Source organism: [Clostridium] saccharolyticum WM1, from assembly GCF_000144625.1.
GTDB lineage: Bacteria > Bacillota > Clostridia > Lachnospirales > Lachnospiraceae > Lacrimispora > Lacrimispora saccharolytica.
Genome location: NC_014376.1, coordinates 1,267,280 through 1,280,234, shown reverse-complemented (window position 1 = coordinate 1,280,234; position 12,955 = coordinate 1,267,280). Strand labels below are relative to the sequence as shown.

Below are 12,955 nucleotides of genomic sequence, written 5' to 3'. Positions count from 1 at the left end.
TTATAAAATCCGCCTATGCTTATATTATATCTAAACTCATTTGTCCATCTTTATCTGTTCTGCTATGTGCATTTTCTAATCCTGTAATAATATCAATCTTAGAGTATGGAATCTCAAGACCCCAGTTATCCCAACCATTGAAATTATTTCTTGCAAACAACTCAATCTTGTCTTGCTCTGGAAACATTTTCGTAATACCATCTATTATTTCCAGCGGTTTTTCGCTATGGATTCCCCTAGGAATTGCAACCATCTGACGAATGTTTCTTGCCCCCCTAGGCTGTGGAAATTTACCTTTCTTAAAAGCTAATACAAACTCTGTTTGCGATAAGGTATATCTTCCAGGGTTGTGCATCATTTTGTCCCAGACAAAAGCTATTGTTTTATATTCAAATCCCCATGCTCCACCTAGTTCAATCGAATTTGCCATCTGTGGTCCAGTTGTCCACATAAACAAAATACAATCGTCAGCTGCGATCGATTTAACGTCCAACTCTTTAAGCTGTTTTAATTTTAGTGTTGGGTATTTAAAATTAGCCGAACTTATAAATATTTTTCTTTCAAAGCCTACATTTTCATCTTTAATTGTAGATTTATCATACTGCATCTTTCCGCCATAATCCCATGGTGGATCTGCATATATAACTTGATATTTTTTCTCTGGTAGTTTAGGGTAAATATCTTCTAATGGATTGATTTTTGTCCTTTCCTTTGCTTGCTTGCTATATAAAGAATAAGCGGTTACATCGTTGTTCTTACTATCAGACATGATTATTATTTTCCTTTCATTGACTTGTTATATATATTACATTATCTTCAATTAGAAGTCAATGCATTTGTTACTCATAGTCCGTTGTCTTAAAAGTAACAATTTACTATCATTAATACAAATTGAGAAAGGATGTTTCTTATGATTACAAAAGAATTTGGACAAAGAATAAAAATTTTAAGAAATGGTCTTGGCATTAGTCAAGAGAAGTTTGCATTATCCATAGATATGGATAGAACTTATTATGCTTCTGTTGAAAGCGGCAAAAGAAACATCTCCATTAAAAATATTGAAAAAATTGCTAATGGTCTTGGCATAACACTAGAAGAATTATTCAAAGGACTTTAGGAGGAATACTATGGGTAAAAGTGCATTATCTGGACGTGAAAATTGGCAAACTGAATCTGGTCCAGGAGGTCTTGCCGGAACAGCAGAAAAAGATCTATACTCTGCCTTTGAGAAGGCATTTGAGGGTACTATCTATAAGATATCAGATCACCCAAATGATTTGAAACACCTTTATGAGCATGTTAATTTACCAAAGCAAACACTTTCACAAATTTACTGCCCAAATGAAGCAACCATGTTAAACGCTCAAAAGCGTGGCTGGGGTGTATCCCCAGATTTTTCTATTACAAATACTAAAACCGGAAAAATTTTGTTTGGAGAGATAAAGCGTCAAGATGGATGGGTTGAGGGTAAAGACCCTAGTGCAGGACGTGGTAATGCTCATGAGCGTATGTGCAAACTGTTTACACCAGGTCTTATTAAAACATATAGAAATATAAGTGGAATTGAAGATGAAGAAATATTACCTTTCTGGGTTGTACTTGAAGGCGACATTACTCGTGACCCAAAACGAAATAGAGAAATTTCCTTTTGGTTTGATACATATGATAAGAATTATTTTATGTGGCGTCCTAATATGACCGAGCAAGATCTGGTTGATCATTTTAATATGTATCTCAAACCATATCTTGATTAATTAAAAAATTAAGACGGGGGTGCGGACATAAAGTTGGACTCATATCAATAATCCAAGTTTACGATATTTTAAAGGGCCATTTCTTCCTGCTGGTTGGTGTATTTAGAAGATTCATTCATCAATGGACTCCTGCAGCATTATCAGCCCAAAACTACACAGGACGACCTGGAGATTCGAAGAGACCTGCTTGGTGATGCCTTGCAAGGGATACGGTAAGCGGAACTGGATACAGAGCTCGGTTACTCTGAGTATCACTATTCAGCAAAAGAAACGGACAGCAGCCGAAACCACTACAGCAAGAATCACGTGTTTTTTTACGCGCCTCTCCGAAACAAGGTCACTCCTTTTTCTTCTATCAATATCCCCCTCCGGTCCCCTTCTTCCAGTCCCAGTCTCTCCAGCTCATGACTCATGACCTGGCTTATGATCATACCCTCCGGTATCTCCATCTTCACTTCCGCCAACTCTCCCATAAATGTAATTTCGGAAATGATATTGGCTCCTTCTCTTTCAAGCTTTACGGAGAACGGTCTTATCATTGCCTCATATTCCCCGTCTTCCATCTCTGTACGCATCTCAAACAGACTGCTGTAAAACCTGTGGTTCTCAATTCTTCCTTTCACATAGTTTACCCGGCCGAAATATTCCGCCACCGCCCTTGATGCCGGATGCCGGAACAGATCCCTTGGCGTATCAAACTGTAAAATCTGCCCCTGGCTCATCAGTGCAATCCTGTCTGACATCTGCATTGCTTCCCGTTTTTCATGGGTCACAAGAATCGTGGTAATCTTCCGCTCCCGGTGAAGCTTCTTCACAAGATTCCCCATCTCCAGCCTTAAGCACTCATCCAGTCCCGAAAACGGTTCATCCAAAAGCAGCACTCCCGGATTTGCGGCAAGAGCCCTTGCCAGAGCAATTCTCTGCATCTGTCCCCCGGACATTTCTTTTATTTTCCGGTTTTCAAAACCCGAAAGCTGGACATCTTCCAGCAGCTTTTTCACCGTTTCCTTCCGGACATGTTTCGGCACCTTTTGAAGCTCCATGGGAAATGCAATGTTCTGCTCCACAGTCATGTGGGGGAACAGCCTTAAATCCTGAAATACGATGACCGTTCCTCTCTTCTCGGGCGGGATTCCCACAACAGATGTATTTTTAATCCGGATATCTCCCTGTTCAATTTCAAGAAGTCCCCCTATGCTTTTCAAAAGCGTTGTCTTCCCGCACCCGGACGCACCGAGAAGTGAAATGAATTCCCCTTCCCCTATATCCAGGCTGATCCCATGAAGAATCTCCTTCTTCTGCAGTACTACTTTTAAATTTTCAACCGTAAGGCTCATGGTTTTCTCTTCCTTTTCCATTGTCGTCTCATTTTGATGTATAAAATTCTCCTCCGCCATTTTTTATCCAATGACCGGCTGCCCCCTCAAACATCCCAAACACCAGCAATGTAACGCCAAGAAACAAGGCACTGTAAATACAGGCAATGTTTCTATTACCGCTTTGCAAATAGGGCACCATAATGACGGCAAAGGTCTGTACCTTCCCCCCTCCGATCAGCAGCGTAAGAAAATACTGGCTGAAGGAGACAATATATGACATACTCACCGCTGAAAGGATCACAGGCATCAGCATTGGCAGGGTCGTTTTGTAAAAAGCCTGAAAAGGAGATGCCCCCAGGACTCTGGCCTGCTCTTCCAGACTGCTTCCGACAGCCGCCGTCCCATCCATGATGAGGCGCACCGCATAAGGGAGCGAACAGATCAGATGAGCAAGGATAACCCCTGTCATCCTGTTGTTTAATCCCATTTTAATAAACGTGACCTGTATCCCCATTGCAAACACGGTGGCAGGAACCATAAATGGAAGGATGGTGAAAAAATACATCAGTTCCTTACCGGGGAAACGGTATAATAGAATGGCTCTCGCTGTCATAATGCCGATCACCGCAGATAAGGCCGCCACAACCGTGGAAATCAGAACGCTTGAACCAACGATTTGCAATAGCTCCTTTTTTCTTCCTGCTGCTTCTAAAATAGCTCTCTTGGAAAACACCTGAGGCACCAGATCCGGCCATGCCCACCGCTCCGTGAAAACCCATAGAAACAGGCTGACCGCCGGAACAAGAATGGCAGCCAGCAAAAGGAACTGTGCAATGCTAGTAAATATCAATTTTCTTTTATTTTTCATGGTTATTATTTATCCGTTAAACATTTCACATTTTTCCGCATCATTAAGAAATAGATCCCCGCACTGATAAGGGAGATCACAATAATTATTCCATTTAAAGCCATGGCATAAGGCCGGTTTCTTAAATCCGGATGAATATACTCCTGATATGCAAGGACCGCCAATGCCTTGGGGACCGTGGCCCCAAGCAACAGGGGGAGCTCATACGCTCCAAGGGCGAATACAAAAATAATCAAAAAGCCGCTTATAATTGTAGTTCTGCACAGGGGGAGGGTCACCCTCCAGAACACCGTCCACATTCCAGCCCCCAGATTTGTCGCCGCTTCTCCCAGTCTTCCGTTCATATTTGCCATCAGGGCGATGACAAAATAAATAATAAAGGGAATTTCTTTCCACAGATACGCCATAATGATTCCGATCCCATGAGGATCGTAGATGAGCATGGGAAACTGCTGCTGTTCCTGTATTATGCCAAGTGCATATGCAGCCCTGGCCAGGATACCGTTCCGGGAAAAAATATTGATAATAAAAATTGCCGCAACCACATGGGGCACGATAATCGGAAGCTGGATAATCCGCATAACCGTTCCCTGAGTTTTCTTTCCCATCACGCATACGCCGCAAAAAAATACGCCGCCTGCCGTTGCAAGAACCGAGGAAAGCAGCGCAATCCTAAGACTGTATCCCACCGACTTCATCATATCCGGCCGCGATAAAATTTCCTTATAATAATAAAAAGTTGGCTCCTTTAACCCAAAAGCTGGAATTACCCCTAAGCTTTGGGTAATTCCAGTTATTAATCCAATCATAAATAAAATGGTAAGCAGTATTTGGGGAGCCAAAAGTAAATATGGCATCAGCTTTTCTTTCATTATTTTCCTGCCACTTCTTCTGTCCATATCTCTTCAATAATAGGAACCAGCTCAGCAGGCATTTCCGGAAGACGTTTTGACAACAGCTCATCCTGGGGAATCGTTCCCTTTCCAAGATCCACGTTATCAAATGCCGCCTTCTGTTCCTTTGTAAGCCTTGTATTGTCAAGAACCGGAATGACTTTTAATGTATCATAACGGTCAGCCTGGATCTCCGGTGACAGCATTTCATTGATCGCCACCATGGCTCCTGCCTTATTTCCGGAATTTGCTGCAATGGCCATAAAATTGGTATTTCCGATGGTGCCTTTGTCAAACTGGAAAGACCGGGTTGTCTGGGTATAGGCTCCATCTGATATTTTAACGGCGGTTCCATAAGCTTCATATGTCATATTCAGAACCACCTCTCCGTCTGCAAACATATTGTCCAGGGTGGTTGATGAACCGGGGAAGGTTTTTCCTTCATTCCACAGGTATGGATTCAGTTCCCTTAAATATGCCATTGCAGGTTCTACGGCAGCTTTCACCGTTTCCTTATCCCCCTTCATATCCAAAAACTGTTCATATCCGCAGATCTCATAGATAATATTTCTGACAAACGCGCTTCCTGTAAAATCGGGAAGGGCCGGATACGTCACCTTCCCCGGATACTTCCTGACAAAATCCTTTAAAGCCCCGGCGCTTTTTGGCATGTCTGGAATTACCGCCGTATCCGCTATCATCACGATCTGTGCTTTTCCATAAGGAGCTTCAAAGCCTTCAATGGGATAGGCAAAATCAAGGGTTACGTCTTCGGACTCCTGGTCCACATAGTCCTGGAAGTTAGGAAGTTTATCCACAAAAGGCCCATAGAGCATATTGTTTTCTCTGGCAGAACGGAAGTTTTCTCCATTGATCCAGATCATGTCAATGCTTCCATCCTTTTCGCCCGCCTGGATCTCTCCTGACAACTGGCTTAATATCTGATCAATATCCATTGGAACACGTTCCATGGTAATATCATACTTTTCCTTCATTGCCGGTGCGAAGGCATTGTCAAGCCATTCATTCAGCCTCTCATCCCCGCCCCAGCCATAAAATGTAACGGCAGTGCCCTTTGCTTCCTCCTGCATTCTGCCGAAGGACATTTCTTCTATTTCTGAAGCCTGCTTTTTCTCTTCTTTTGGTCTTTCCTTGTTTCCGCAGGCTGCCATGGAAAGAGCTGTTATAACTGCCAGAAGCGCTGCCGAAATTCTTCTTTTCATCTCGTTTCTCCATCTGTTGCTGTATTTCCGGTGCATGCTGACCAATCATCCCACTTCAGCAAAGGCATACATAATTTTAGCGGTCAGAATCCTTAATAAGCAGCAATCATTTTACAAAAGCGGCCTGAACATCGCCATCTTTTGCACCATTTTCAATAATAAACAGATTTTTTTCCTCAAAGCCTGCATCCTTTAACACGGATATTGCTGTTTTTGCACACTTATTTCCGCTGTAGCATAAGAAATATACCGGTTCCTCTTTATTCAGCTTTTCAGCAGCCAGTTCATACATTGCATTCTGTGCATCGGCACTTTCAAAATCCTTTAAGTTGACCTGAAGTGTATTTTCTAAATGGCCCCCTGCATAAGTATCGTCATCACGCACATCCACGATCTGTGCATCCTTCTTGCCCAGTACGTCTGCTGCCTTTGCATACTGCCAGTCGATGCTTTCTTCTGCACGGTTGGTGGTCAGCGCACCTTTTTCTTTTGCCAGAGCCTTTGCTCCCCCCTCAACCGTATAGATCAGACTTTCATCGATTCCGGCTTCCTTCAGTACGGTTGTTGACTTCTGGGCACCTCTTTGCCCGCTGTTGCAGATAATATAGATTTTCTCACCGTCTTTTAAATTTTTATCAGCATATGCTTTCATTTCATCTGCCAGGGATTCGTCTTCCAGCGGGAAGATAGGACACCATTCTGAATTGGCAACCCTTCCTGCTCCATAGTTTGTCCATTCCCTTACGTCAAGAACATGAGTTTTTCCGTCAGCCGCTGCTTTTACCGCCTCCCCGGCCGAAACAAACTGGTATTCTTCTTTCCCTGTATTTTCCGCGACTGAAGCGCTTTCCGCTGTTGTTGTACTTTCTGCCGCCGCCGTGGTTTCTGCTGCTGTGCTCACCGCTGCCGTAGTTTCTTTCTTCTCTCCCACACTTTTGGTGCTGCATCCTGCAATCATGGATACCGTCATTGCTGACATTAAAACAGCTGCTAAAAATTTTTTTATCATATTTTCCTCCTTGGTCTGCCGGCGCCTGTATTTTTATTAACGCCGTGTCATGATGATGATTAAGGCTTCTTCCACTTTATTTAAAGCGGAACTGCCATAGTTACCGATTCATTATAGATCCATTTGATACTTTCAATCAGCCAACAAATCCTGCTATTTTATCCAAAAATCCATGGCTTAAATACGCCTCCAGCTTTTGGACGGTGGATTCATTGATTATAGGTTTGTCAGGCTGCTTATATTGCACCCAGGCCATTGCACACCAGGTGATACCCCGCAGGCATGTAATTGGAAGATACGCCCTTGTCCGTTCTTTTAAATCCTCAATGTCAAAGCGCCCTGCTGTTTTTTTGATATACGCATCTAAAAACAGCTCCATCTGTTCCCTTTCCAGAATCACATCCGTCTTCCAGAAGGTTGTGGTGGGCGCAAGAAAATGTCCAAGATCCTGTGCCGGATCCCCATAAATCGGCTTTTCCCAGTCAATCAGATAATTTCCATTACCTTCTCCGTTAATAAGGAAATTCGTAGAATTCAATTCCGTATTGATACAACATCGGTAGGCCGGCTTTGGCAGTATGTCTGCCCTGTCCCAGCCTCTGTTCAGCAGCCTTCGTATTTTTCTTTTCTTCCCTTCGTCCCCAAGGGAAGACTCCTCATATGTCCGGAACATCTCCTCGCATTCTTCCAAAATCGCTTTCAGAGGGTGATCCGGTGCCACCAGCGGAAAGTCCCTGGCAACGGGGATGGCGTGTATATCCGCCAGGCAGTCTGCCGCATAAAGCAGTTCTTTTTTGTAATCCAGTGCATGTCCTGGAAGATATTCCATTACCATTACTCCATAGGGAATCTTCTCCATAGACCCATCCACGAACATGGGCCTTGGCGTGCGTCCCGAATTCTTTAGCAGCTCCAATGCCCTGAATTCATATTCAATCTGATCTTCCAGATGCATCTGACTTCCAAAATTAATCCGCAGAATAAGCCTCTTATTGGTCACCGGGTGAAGAAACAGGTAGTTTCTGTTATATTCCCCCTGAGCCAGCATCCGGTACTCTTCCGTTACCGCCGCTGGAAGCCCCAGACTTTCCCGGTATCCCCTCCATTTGATATAAGCTTCAAATCCCTGTATCTGATCCATATTTCCCCCCCCCTATCTGATATCCCGGTACATTTCCGAGATCCTTTCTGCGGGGACCCCATTCCGGTACATGGTCCGAAGACGGTTCATGGTCCACATAAGCCTCAGCTTTGGTATGGTCCCCTTGGGAAATCGCCTGTCCGATGTATAGATTCTTTTCCCTGCCATTCCAAGCTTCACCCGCTTTTCCTTTAATGTCAGAGAGAACTGATAATCCTCCATAATGGGAATCTCAGGAAACATTCCGGCTTCAAAAAACAGGTCCCGGTCCACAAAAATCCCCTGATCCCCAAACATGATCTTCCGGTCTTTTATTCTGTGATTGGAAATCACCCTGCATGTAAACATAAAAACATTGGGGGAGTGGAATGCGATTCCAAAGCAGCCGGCCTGATAATCTCTCATCACCCTTCTGATCTCTGCCAAAGGCTTTGGAGGAAGCTGGCTGTCGCAGTGGAGAAAAAACAAAATATCCCCGCTGCTTGCTTTTGCTCCTGCATTCATCTGCTTACCTCTTCCTTTTTCACTATGAATCACAGAATACCCTGGCTCAATAAAATCCAGTGTATGGTCAGTACTCCCACCATCCACAAACAATATTTCACATTTCCCCCTCAGCTCTTTTAACTGCTCCTGAAACTTTACAATTCCTTTTTCCTCATTATATATTGGGATAATTATTGAAATTGGGGCGATTCCTGCAGCATAACGCCCGGTTTCCGTCTGCTTCAGCACTTTGTTTGCACGTAACCGCTTCCGGTACTCTTTTAAATCCCAGGGAGTATCCATGTCCCAGTGCTTCTTCGTATATCCCACCGTAATGCCAGACCGGGAAAGGGTCTTTATGGTATCCTCAAGAACCGATTCATGTCCATATTGGTCAATTTCAAATACTTCCCGGCAGGGCTTCTTCATCCCTACCAGATAATATCCTCCGTCATACGTCTTTCCGAACACCACATCCTGAGTGTTAAGTACTTCAAATGCCTTCCTAAGATCACGGGAACGCAGCTCCGGCACATCGGTTCCGATGAGAACACATTTCTCATATCCTTTTTCGAATACCTCTTCCAAAGCCCGGAACATCCGCTCTCCCAAATGTTCTCCCCGCTGGGGAAAGTATTCTTTCTGCTTTCCCAGAATTTTCTCCAGATGATTTTTGGGCCTGTCACCATCCGGGGTATGGCAGATGAATCGATCTGCCCGGCATTTTTCACATTCTTTTCCAATGTCCTTCAAAAAGCAAATGTGCAGTGTTTCACATTGTTTTGGAGTAAGACATGGCATCATCCTGGTTTTGGTCCTTCCCGGCATGGGCGCTCTTGTAAATATAATAATCGCCTGTTTCATCTATCCTATCTTTCCTAAAATTTTTATTGTATCTTCCACGATCCTGGGACAAAGCTGCAGAAGCAGTCCTTTCTCCATCACCTTATCCAGTTCTTCTTTTTCGGAAATATCATGCCCCAGCAGATCACGGCAGATGCAGGATGGATATTGCTCCCTGAACAGCCTCTTAAATTCCCCGGTTTTCTCCATCATCACCTGCTTCTGTCTGGTATCTCCTTCTTCACTGTGACCGTACTTCATTCCGATCACCATCAAGGCCCCTGTGACAGCGCCGCATGTTTCCCCGCAATGCATCCCCCCTCCAAAGCAGGCGGATATCTTCCGAAGCAGCTTCTGATCCACCCCTGATTCCTTCGCAAATGCCCCTGCCACCACCTGGGAGCAGTCAATTCCCTGGAGAAATAATTCCCGGATCTCTTCGTAAGAGATCGGTTGATTTTTGAAAGTACTCATTCTTGCCTTTCTCCTTTTTTCATTTGTTTTTCCGCATATATTTTTCTTGCCATAACAATCAGCGCTGACAACGCAAACAGCATCATAAGTCCTGTGACAAATAATTTTGCGCCTCCTGTGAGCATACCTCCCACATAGGAATAAACAATGGTTGCAGGAAGCTGTCCGATTCCGGTTGCAATAAAGAAAGAGCCAAAGGACATGGAAGTAAGTCCCGCCCCATAGCTGACAAGGTCAAAGGATACAAAAGGCAATAAGCGGCATACCAAAACCGTGCTTTTTCCATACTTTTCAAAGAAAGCATCCACTTGCCTCAGACCCGTCTTGCTTGTTAGCTTTTCTGCTGCATCCCTGCCTAAAACTCTTGCAATTAAAAAACACAGCGCCGCTCCCGCCATGGCACTGGTCCATGAGAGTATGGCTCCCTGCCACCAGCCGAACAGGTTGGCATTTGCAAAGGTAATGAGAAAGGCAGGCAGAGGAGCTGCGATTGACTGGAAGATCATAAGTCCAAAGGATATAACTGCCGCATATGCCCCCCAGGATGCTATAAAATCCTTCACTATCCCAAAATCGCCGCTTGCAAACATTTTAACAACCAGATTCATGGTTTCTCTTACTGACGGTATCCCATAATAACCTGCAGCCGCAGCCCCAAACCCAAAGATCAACACAAATTTTTTAATCCATCTATTTTTTTCAGCCATTTTTTGTCTCCTGAGGAACCAGGCGGATATGCTTGCATATCCCGTTGATTTACAAGTTCAAGGTTGAAAGATACGTTCCTTTCAAGCTTTATTCTCTCCGGTATTTCAGTTTTATGCGGTTTACCATAGACCCGCCTGTGTCCGGCTCCTCGTTTCTCTCTAATAGTTCTAGCAGAATATGTTTCGTATCCCCATATCCCTTTCTTACAAAATTCCCCGAACAAGATGCACAGTAAGTATAAACAGTTTCCCCTTTCTCCGGTCCGATCCTACGGATCATCTGTTTTGCCAGGTCCTTTTCTTTGCTCCCTGCACAGCCTCCAAGCCCGCAGCACTGCACATGGGAGATAATATCAGGTTCTTCCTTTAAAAACACCTGTATGGTGCCAAGGAGCTCCTTGTTCTCCCTGTCAGGGCAAGGAGGAAATATCGTTATCTTTTTTTCTATCGCCCTGCCGATCCCCAGATCCCGGAGTTTCTCATATATGCCCACTACCTTTCCTTTCAGGCGGGGCTTTAAATAAGAATAGCAGTTGGGACAGAGGGTAATCACTTCCTCCACACCATGTTCCTCCAGCTTTCTCTCCAGCTGTTCCAGGATCATTTCTTCCTTTTTCTCCATTCCCAGCTCTGCAATAGGCTTTCCGCAGCAGTCAAATACGGTTCCGGCACCAGCTTTGTCCCGGAACAGTTCCATCAGATACCCCGTTGTTTCAGGATAAAAAGCCGGAAAATTACAGCCAGGAAAAAGTACGCTTTTCTTCGTTCCATTTCTGTAATTCTGAAATAAATAGTTCTGTTTTTCCCTCACAAGCAATCCATAGCCTTTTTCACGGAGCTGTCCGTCATTGCGTTTCACCTGCTCCTTACGCATATTTAAAATAATTTCTCTTCCGTCAATCCCCTTAGGACAGACCTCAGAACATTTACCGCATAAAAAACAATGGTAAGATAGTTCCTCCAGCTTTTCCTTATCTCCGATATCCAATTTATATTTTTCCAGAAAGAGACAGTGCTGCCTGCATAGATGGCAATGAACGCATGCATCCGGATCTATGATTCTCTCCTTATCTTTCATTCCGTTCCTCCTGTATGTATCTCTTCTTTAAGAATATCCCGATTCCCATAACCCCAACCGCCAGAACCGCCGCAATCCCCATATACAGCATACGGTTTTCTTTATCCGCAAGCCCTGCTGTTCCAACCGTGTACATGGCTGTTCCAGGAAGCATGAAAACCAGAGAACCTATCATGTAGGTGCTGAATTTAATATCTGTGATTCCATAGGCAAAGTTCTGAAGATTATAGGGAAATACAGGAACAAGCCTGGTCATGATGAGAACAAATAATTGGTTTTTCCCTGAATTGCCGAACAACCACTTTTTCAGATATTTATTCTTTATAACCATTGGCCGGATAGTGTCTTTTAAGAAGTATCGTCCTGCTGCAAATGCAAGGGCCGCCCCTATTGTGGTCGCCGCAGAACAGCATACCGTCCCCAGTACAGGCCCGAACAAAAGACCGGCAAAAATTGCAAATGTAACCCCAGGAAGGGCCAGAAAGGCACAGCCTGCTATGGTAAGAAGCATATAGATTCCAATGGCAAAAGGAAGATTATCCTCTACCGCCTGCTTTAAAAAAGCCAAATTATTCATATTGCTGAGATAGGAAGACCAGCCAAATATATGATTCAGGCAGAGAATCACAAGGGTGATCCCCGCAAATACCCACAACCTTTTATGATTCATTCTTATTCTTTCCACACAAAACAAGTGCAGCTCCCGTTTTTATAATCTGTACCAGCGCTGCCGCTCCAAGCATCAGGCTGATAAAATAGTATGCTCTCATAGCCTCTGCGGAGCTGAGAAAAGTATAAGCTCCATACAGTGCTGTTAGAAAGACCATGGCAGCATGCATGGCAGCCAGAAGCCTTGCCTTTTCCTTGTGCCGGCTAACAAAAGCAACCAGAATAGCAAGCGTCAATACCGTTAAAACTGCCACCGACGTATATTTCAATGCTTCCATGGGTAACGTACGCTCCCAGCCCTGGTTTTTATATATCACATATCTTGCCATCCCCATTTTTTTCCGGGTAAAATAGTGGATGATATAAGCTGCCGCCAAAAAAAAGAGTTCCCCAAGAGTCATAATAAAATATCCGGCTTTTTTCATTCTCCCATCTTCCCTTGTTAAAATAAGCGCTGCCGCTTCCGCGTCCAGCGCTCAAATTGTTTATTT

Annotated in this window: 15 protein-coding genes; 2 read left to right on the top strand and 13 right to left on the bottom strand. The window is 44.1% G+C overall.

Annotated features, from left to right (window positions below):
• Window positions 1-19: 19 nt before the first annotated feature.
• On the bottom strand, window positions 20-769 hold the full coding sequence (locus tag CLOSA_RS06055; RefSeq protein ID WP_013271888.1) for an MT-A70 family methyltransferase: 750 nt from the start codon (window positions 767-769) through the stop codon (window positions 20-22).
• A gap of 141 nt (window positions 770-910) precedes the next feature.
• Here CLOSA_RS06055 and CLOSA_RS06050 point away from each other — a divergent pair, with 141 nt between their 5' ends.
• Together CLOSA_RS06050 and CLOSA_RS06045 are read left to right on the top strand one after the other, a co-directional pair.
• Complete coding sequence (locus CLOSA_RS06050) at window positions 911-1,117, top strand: helix-turn-helix domain-containing protein (protein ID WP_013271887.1); 207 nt, start codon at window positions 911-913, stop codon at window positions 1,115-1,117.
• A gap of 10 nt (window positions 1,118-1,127) precedes the next feature.
• On the top strand, window positions 1,128-1,754 hold the full coding sequence (locus tag CLOSA_RS06045; RefSeq protein ID WP_013271886.1) for a MunI family type II restriction endonuclease: 627 nt from the start codon (window positions 1,128-1,130) through the stop codon (window positions 1,752-1,754).
• A gap of 314 nt (window positions 1,755-2,068) precedes the next feature.
• Here CLOSA_RS06045 and CLOSA_RS06040 read toward each other — a convergent pair whose 3' ends face one another.
• The 12 genes from CLOSA_RS06040 to CLOSA_RS05985 form a co-directional block, all read right to left on the bottom strand.
• Window positions 2,069-3,091 (bottom strand): ABC transporter ATP-binding protein, encoded by a 1,023-nt coding sequence (locus tag CLOSA_RS06040; protein ID WP_081443084.1) that lies wholly within the window; start codon window positions 3,089-3,091, stop codon window positions 2,069-2,071.
• Between the two features lie 28 nt (window positions 3,092-3,119).
• Window positions 3,120-3,941, bottom strand: coding sequence for an ABC transporter permease (locus CLOSA_RS06035; protein WP_013271884.1), 822 nt, complete (start codon window positions 3,939-3,941; stop codon window positions 3,120-3,122).
• Window positions 3,942-3,946: 5 nt separating this feature from the next.
• The gene (locus tag CLOSA_RS06030) at window positions 3,947-4,813 is read right to left on the bottom strand and encodes an ABC transporter permease (RefSeq protein ID WP_013271883.1); all 867 of its coding nucleotides are present in this window, start codon (window positions 4,811-4,813) and stop codon (window positions 3,947-3,949) included.
• Complete coding sequence (locus CLOSA_RS06025) at window positions 4,813-6,057, bottom strand: ABC transporter substrate-binding protein (protein ID WP_013271882.1); 1,245 nt, start codon at window positions 6,055-6,057, stop codon at window positions 4,813-4,815. Before CLOSA_RS06025 ends, CLOSA_RS06030 begins: the two co-directional genes overlap by 1 nt.
• Before the next feature lie 106 nt (window positions 6,058-6,163).
• A complete protein-coding gene (locus CLOSA_RS06020) occupies window positions 6,164-7,066 on the bottom strand; it encodes a rhodanese-like domain-containing protein (protein WP_013271881.1) in 903 nt (300 codons plus the stop codon).
• Window positions 7,067-7,202: 136 nt separating this feature from the next.
• Complete coding sequence (locus CLOSA_RS06015) at window positions 7,203-8,207, bottom strand: aminoglycoside phosphotransferase family protein (RefSeq protein WP_013271880.1); 1,005 nt, start codon at window positions 8,205-8,207, stop codon at window positions 7,203-7,205.
• Between the two features lie 12 nt (window positions 8,208-8,219).
• Entirely contained in the window at window positions 8,220-9,557 is a 1,338-nt protein-coding gene (locus tag CLOSA_RS06010) for a TIGR04283 family arsenosugar biosynthesis glycosyltransferase (protein ID WP_013271879.1), read from the bottom strand.
• Window positions 9,558-10,010, bottom strand: coding sequence for a C-GCAxxG-C-C family protein (locus CLOSA_RS06005; RefSeq protein WP_013271878.1), 453 nt, complete (start codon window positions 10,008-10,010; stop codon window positions 9,558-9,560).
• Window positions 10,007-10,717, bottom strand: a complete 711-nt coding sequence (locus tag CLOSA_RS06000) for a TVP38/TMEM64 family protein (RefSeq protein ID WP_013271877.1) — start codon at window positions 10,715-10,717, stop codon at window positions 10,007-10,009. Before CLOSA_RS06000 ends, CLOSA_RS06005 begins: the two co-directional genes overlap by 4 nt.
• Before the next feature lie 88 nt (window positions 10,718-10,805).
• Window positions 10,806-11,795: a (Fe-S)-binding protein gene (locus CLOSA_RS05995; protein WP_013271876.1), complete on the bottom strand. Its 990-nt coding sequence runs from the start codon at window positions 11,793-11,795 to the stop codon at window positions 10,806-10,808.
• Complete coding sequence (locus CLOSA_RS05990; protein WP_041708511.1) at window positions 11,785-12,465, bottom strand: TVP38/TMEM64 family protein; 681 nt, start codon at window positions 12,463-12,465, stop codon at window positions 11,785-11,787. Before CLOSA_RS05990 ends, CLOSA_RS05995 begins: the two co-directional genes overlap by 11 nt.
• Window positions 12,455-12,889, bottom strand: coding sequence for a hypothetical protein (locus CLOSA_RS05985; protein ID WP_041708509.1), 435 nt, complete (start codon window positions 12,887-12,889; stop codon window positions 12,455-12,457). Before CLOSA_RS05985 ends, CLOSA_RS05990 begins: the two co-directional genes overlap by 11 nt.
• Window positions 12,890-12,955: the final 66 nt, after the last annotated feature.

Coding starts and splice junctions, on each gene's coding strand:
- CLOSA_RS06055 (WP_013271888.1), bottom strand. CDS start 769: ATGTCTGATAGTAAGAACAACGATGTAACCGCTTATTCTTTATATAGC.
- CLOSA_RS06050 (WP_013271887.1), top strand. CDS start 911: ATGATTACAAAAGAATTTGGACAAAGAATAAAAATTTTAAGAAATGGT.
- CLOSA_RS06045 (WP_013271886.1), top strand. CDS start 1,128: ATGGGTAAAAGTGCATTATCTGGACGTGAAAATTGGCAAACTGAATCT.
- CLOSA_RS06040 (WP_081443084.1), bottom strand. CDS start 3,091: ATGAGCCTTACGGTTGAAAATTTAAAAGTAGTACTGCAGAAGAAGGAG.
- CLOSA_RS06035 (WP_013271884.1), bottom strand. CDS start 3,941: ATGAAAAATAAAAGAAAATTGATATTTACTAGCATTGCACAGTTCCTT.
- CLOSA_RS06030 (WP_013271883.1), bottom strand. CDS start 4,813: ATGAAAGAAAAGCTGATGCCATATTTACTTTTGGCTCCCCAAATACTG.
- CLOSA_RS06025 (WP_013271882.1), bottom strand. CDS start 6,057: ATGAAAAGAAGAATTTCGGCAGCGCTTCTGGCAGTTATAACAGCTCTT.
- CLOSA_RS06020 (WP_013271881.1), bottom strand. CDS start 7,066: ATGATAAAAAAATTTTTAGCAGCTGTTTTAATGTCAGCAATGACGGTA.
- CLOSA_RS06015 (WP_013271880.1), bottom strand. CDS start 8,207: ATGGATCAGATACAGGGATTTGAAGCTTATATCAAATGGAGGGGATAC.
- CLOSA_RS06010 (WP_013271879.1), bottom strand. CDS start 9,557: ATGAAACAGGCGATTATTATATTTACAAGAGCGCCCATGCCGGGAAGG.
- CLOSA_RS06005 (WP_013271878.1), bottom strand. CDS start 10,010: ATGAGTACTTTCAAAAATCAACCGATCTCTTACGAAGAGATCCGGGAA.
- CLOSA_RS06000 (WP_013271877.1), bottom strand. CDS start 10,717: ATGGCTGAAAAAAATAGATGGATTAAAAAATTTGTGTTGATCTTTGGG.
- CLOSA_RS05995 (WP_013271876.1), bottom strand. CDS start 11,795: ATGAAAGATAAGGAGAGAATCATAGATCCGGATGCATGCGTTCATTGC.
- CLOSA_RS05990 (WP_041708511.1), bottom strand. CDS start 12,465: ATGAATCATAAAAGGTTGTGGGTATTTGCGGGGATCACCCTTGTGATT.
- CLOSA_RS05985 (WP_041708509.1), bottom strand. CDS start 12,889: ATGAAAAAAGCCGGATATTTTATTATGACTCTTGGGGAACTCTTTTTT.